The organism is Lamprobacter sp. (assembly GCF_034860625.1).
In the GTDB taxonomy this organism is placed as follows: Bacteria; Pseudomonadota; Gammaproteobacteria; order Chromatiales; family Chromatiaceae; genus Lamprobacter.
The window spans coordinates 1-3692 of record NZ_JAYESN010000275.1 but is presented as its reverse complement, the minus strand read 5'-3'; the positions used below and the strand labels follow the sequence as shown (position 1 = coordinate 3692).

4 protein-coding genes and 1 tRNA gene are annotated in these 3692 nt (G+C 59.9%); all 5 read right to left on the bottom strand.

Translation table 11 applies throughout. The features are described from left to right. Positions 1–173: 173 nt before the first annotated feature. Entirely contained in the window at positions 174–701 is a 528-nt protein-coding gene (locus VBE63_RS25975; protein ID WP_323685899.1) for a hypothetical protein, read from the bottom strand. An 83-nt stretch (positions 702–784) separates the two neighbouring features. Then, positions 785–860: transfer RNA gene (locus tag VBE63_RS25970), tRNA-Gly, on the bottom strand. Positions 861–996: 136 nt separating this feature from the next. Next, positions 997–2295 carry a nucleotide sugar dehydrogenase gene (locus VBE63_RS25965; RefSeq protein WP_323685898.1) on the bottom strand — a complete coding sequence of 433 codons (1299 nt, stop codon included), beginning with the start codon at positions 2293–2295 and terminating at the stop codon, positions 997–999. Between the two features lie 43 nt (positions 2296–2338). Then, positions 2339–2557, bottom strand: a complete 219-nt coding sequence (locus VBE63_RS25960) for an SHOCT domain-containing protein (protein ID WP_323685897.1) — start codon at positions 2555–2557, stop codon at positions 2339–2341. A 37-nt stretch (positions 2558–2594) separates the two neighbouring features. Then, a partial coding sequence (locus tag VBE63_RS25955; RefSeq protein ID WP_323685896.1) for a DegT/DnrJ/EryC1/StrS family aminotransferase occupies positions 2595–3692 on the bottom strand: 1098 nt, incomplete at its 5' end.

Sequence of the window (3692 nt, the reverse complement as noted above, 5' to 3'; positions counted from 1 at the left end):
GGCGGTTGCGCGCACACCGATACCACGTGCGGCAAGGAGGATGATCTGGGCGCATTGTGTCGGCGCGCCAGGGCCTCCAGGGCGCGCATGTCTTTGTCGGAGACCTCAACGGGAGCGGCGGTACAGCGTGGCATCAGCGAGAACCTCAGATCAGGAGCAATGCGAGTGACGCGTCATGATAACGTCACTATTTGGGAACGGTCTCGGGTATTTAACAGGGCTGCACTCGATGCATGCTCTGTGCGACGATCCGGTCCATCACCACGGGGATTCCGAGCTTGCGCCACTTCTCTGAGCCTTCCTTGGGAATCAGTACTCGTCGTGCTGGTTTGAACGGGTAGGTTCCTACGGTTGGGCCCCTCGGGACTCTTCTCGATGCCCTTGGTCGGAGGCACATAGGCGCGCGGGAGCAGCCGCAGGCGGCGGGCGTAGCGGTAGAGGCTGCCCAGCTGGGTGATATAGCGGTTGATGGTGGAGCCGGCCAGCGGCTGACCGGCGGGCTGAGTGGCGCCATGGCGGCGCGGCTTCAGGCGGCCACGCTCGGCGAGCGCGACCAGGGCAATATCCACATCGTCTGCGGTGATCTCGGCGAACTCGCAGGGACCGAACCGCTCACGCCAGAATTCCAGGCGCGAGAGGGTTGCTCGGTCGAACTCACGCGATGCCACATAGGCATCGATCAAGGCGTCCAGGGTCGCCATGGCAGTGTTACCTCGTCATGCGTCACGATCAGAACCGTTTCTGATCGCCGTGGCGGCGCATTAACCGAAGAACACCAATAACTTGGAGCGGGAAACGAGACTCGAACTCGCGACCCCAACCTTGGCAAGGTTGTGCTCTACCAACTGAGCTATTCCCGCTAGGAGCCCTCTAGAATACCATTGCTGATTCTTTTGTCAAGCACAGCTGACGAAAAACATCCGGGTTACAGGGCATTCGCATGAAGCATCATAAAGCTGCCGAGGCTGTTCTAGCATTTGCTGCCTACTGCCTAGCTTAGGCACGCACGATGTGATCAGCCGGCTCGCGATAACGGCCGCGGGTATCCACGATCAGCGGCGCATGCGCCTTGATCAACTCATAATCGAAACGGTCGTGATCGGTCGCCAGCAGCACACAATCCGTCGCCGCCAGGGTCTCTGGCGTCAATGGCACTGACTCGAGATCAAAGTCATGCTTGCGCATCGGCAGGAAGCGCGGCACATGTGGGTCGGAATAGCTAATCTCGGCACCCTTCTCCTCGAGCAACTCCATCAGTTCCATCGAAGGCGATTCACGCCGATCGTCGACATTCTTCTTGTAGGCGATGCCCAGGACCATGATCCGCGCACCCTTCACCGCCTTGCCTCGCGCGTTGAGGGCGTCAGTCACTTTACCGACCACCCAGAGCGGCATGTTGGTATTGACCTCACCGGCCAGTTCGATAAAACGCGTGCTCAGCCCGTACTCTCGGGCCTTCCAGGTCAGATAGAACGGGTCGATGGGAATGCAGTGGCCGCCCAGCCCAGGCCCGGGATAGTAGGGCGTGAAGCCAAACGGCTTGGTCGCGGCTGCACGAATGACCTCATGGATATCGATGTCCATGCGATCACAGACGACTTTCAGTTCGTTGACCAGACCGATGTTGACCGCGCGGTGGATATTCTCCAGTAGCTTGGTCATCTCCGCAGCCCGGGTTGAACTGAGCGTCACCACCTGATCGATCACCTGCCCGTAGAGGGCCTCACCCACTGTGGTACAGGCTGGGGTGACGCCGCCCAAGACCTTCGGGATCGTGCGCGTATTGAAGTTCGGGTTGCCCGGGTCTTCTCGCTCTGGGGAGAACACCAAGAAAACATCTTCACCCACCGTCAGCCCGGTCGACTCGACACGCGGACGGAGCTCTTCTTCGGTAGTGCCAGGCCAGGTCGTGCTCTCCAGCGAGATCACCTGCCCCACGCGCAGATACGGCACGATGGCCTCGGTCGTGCCGATCACATAGCTGAGGTCCGGCTCACGATACTTGTTCAATGGGGTTGGAACGCAGAGGATCAGCGCATCGCAGTCGCCTGCACGGCTGAAATCGGTGGTGGCCTCGAAGCCCTGCTTGAGCGACTCATTGATCGACTGCGCACTGATGTGTTCGATGTAGGACTGGCCCGCATTGAGCTTATCAACCTTTTCGGCGTCGATATCGAGTCCGAGCACCCGATAGCCAACTTCAGTGTAGCGCAGCATCAGGGGCAGCCCGACATAGCCGAGCCCGAGGATACCAATCAGCGCCTGACGGCTGTTGAGGCGATCAATAAGCTCCACTTTTGCTTCTCCGAAAGAATAAGCAACAAAATAGTCGACAAGGTTAGTTGTCGTATTTACGCAGGATGTCTTTCTTCGCCCGCTGATATTCGCGCGCGCTGATCAACCCCTGCTCATAACTCGCATTCAGGTCCATCAACTCCTGCCCCATCGTGGTGCTGGTTGCGTTCACGTTTGTTTTGGCGCCGCCCCCACCGCAAGCAGCAAGGCTCAGCATCACGAGGGTGAGGATCACGCAGTTGCGAAGGACGATTGGATGCATCGCTAATGCCTGAAATCGATTTTGTTGGAGTGTACCTCTAGGCGTCGACGAGTGCATCGACAATGCGCCGTTGCTCGACCTCGGTTAGATGCGGGTGCATCGGCAGACTCATGATCTGCTCGGCAGTGGCTGCGGCGATCGGCGTGCACTCCGGACAGCAGAGATGGGCATAGGCCGGTTGCTGATTCATCGGCATCGGATAGTGCACGGCGGTCGGGATACCCGCCTCTCTGAGTCTGGCCTGAACGCCATCGCGGTTCTTGACCCTTAGGCTGTATTGGGCGAAGACGCTGGTTCGATCCGGCGCTGGCCAAGGCAGCACTGTGAAAACCTGATCTGTCCCGGTTTCACCGGTGAAAACCTGGTCTGACCGAGTCTCCGCTTGCTCTGCTCCGGTTTTCGCTCTAGCTGCCTGGAGCAGTTCATGATAGCGGCGCGCAACGGCTTGGCGTTGCGCGATGTCTTGCTCGAAGCGTTCGAGGTTGGCGAGCACGACCGCGCATTGCAGGCTATCCATCCGGCCGCCGATGCCGATGCGCCCGTGGATGTAGCGCGCGCTCTGGCCATGCACACGGATCTCGCGGCAGGCTTGCGCGAGGGTATCGTCGCTGGTGAAGATGGCGCCACCATCGCCGTAGCCACCAAGCGGCTTGCTCGGAAAAAAACTGGTGCAGCCGATGGTGCTCAGGTTGCCGCTCTTGTGGCCTTTGTATTCCGCGCCAAAGCTCTGGGCGGCGTCTTCGATGACCGGCAGGTTGCCATGGCGGGCGGCAATGGCGTTGATCTCATCCATCTCCGCCGGTTGCCCGTAAAGGCTCACGGGCATAATCGCCTTGGTGTTGTCGCTGATCTTGGCTTCGATCAGCGCAGCATTGATGTTGCAGGTCCCGGGCTCGATATCGACGAAGACCGGCGTCGCGCCCACCAGCAGGATCACCTCAACCGTCGCGACGAAGGTGAACGGCGTTGTGATCACCTCATCGCCCGGCCCAATGCCCAGCGCCATCAGGCTGATCAGCAGCGCATCGGTGCCGCTGGCCGCGGTGATGCAATGCTGGGCGCCGGTATAGGCGGCGAGGCGCTGCTCCAGTTCGGTTACCTCGGGGCCCAAGATGTATTGACCATGATGAAGGAC

Bases quoted from the DNA above. Each gene is read 5' to 3' on its own strand.
- VBE63_RS25960 (WP_323685897.1), bottom strand. From the start codon at position 2,557: ATGCATCCAATCGTCCTTCGCAACTGCGTGATCCTCACCCTCGTGATG.
- VBE63_RS25975 (WP_323685899.1), bottom strand. From the start codon at position 701: ATGGCGACCCTGGACGCCTTGATCGATGCCTATGTGGCATCGCGTGAG.